We start from the raw sequence: 251 nt of genomic DNA on the forward strand, positions 1-251 counted from the left end.
TCGAAGAGCGCATCCAGCTCGCTGTCGATGACGCTCATGCTGCGTTCACCCATGCGAAAGTCGAGGGGCTCATCCGCCGGGCTGGACTGCGATATCCCGATGCGGATCTGCGTCGGATCGCGCTGATCGACCAGCGCGGCCTCGACCGTGACGTCATCGCTCAACTCGGAACCGCCTCGTTCATCACCCGGCAGCAAAACGTTGTGTTCCAGGGGTTCACCGGGTCTGGCAAGTCGTATCTGGGGTCGGCG

The 251-nt window shown here is 62.9% G+C and carries 1 protein-coding gene; it reads left to right on the forward strand.

Annotation, left to right across the window (positions count from 1 at the left end; translation table 11 throughout):
* Positions 1-11 precede the first annotated feature (11 nt).
* Positions 12-251: ATP-binding protein (locus ACPUD7_RS17965; RefSeq protein ID WP_425120669.1), on the forward strand; the 240-nt coding region annotated here is incomplete at its 3' end.

This window comes from Brevibacterium sp. FAM 24630 (assembly GCF_049804075.1).
Taxonomy (GTDB): Bacteria; Actinomycetota; Actinomycetes; order Actinomycetales; family Brevibacteriaceae; genus Brevibacterium.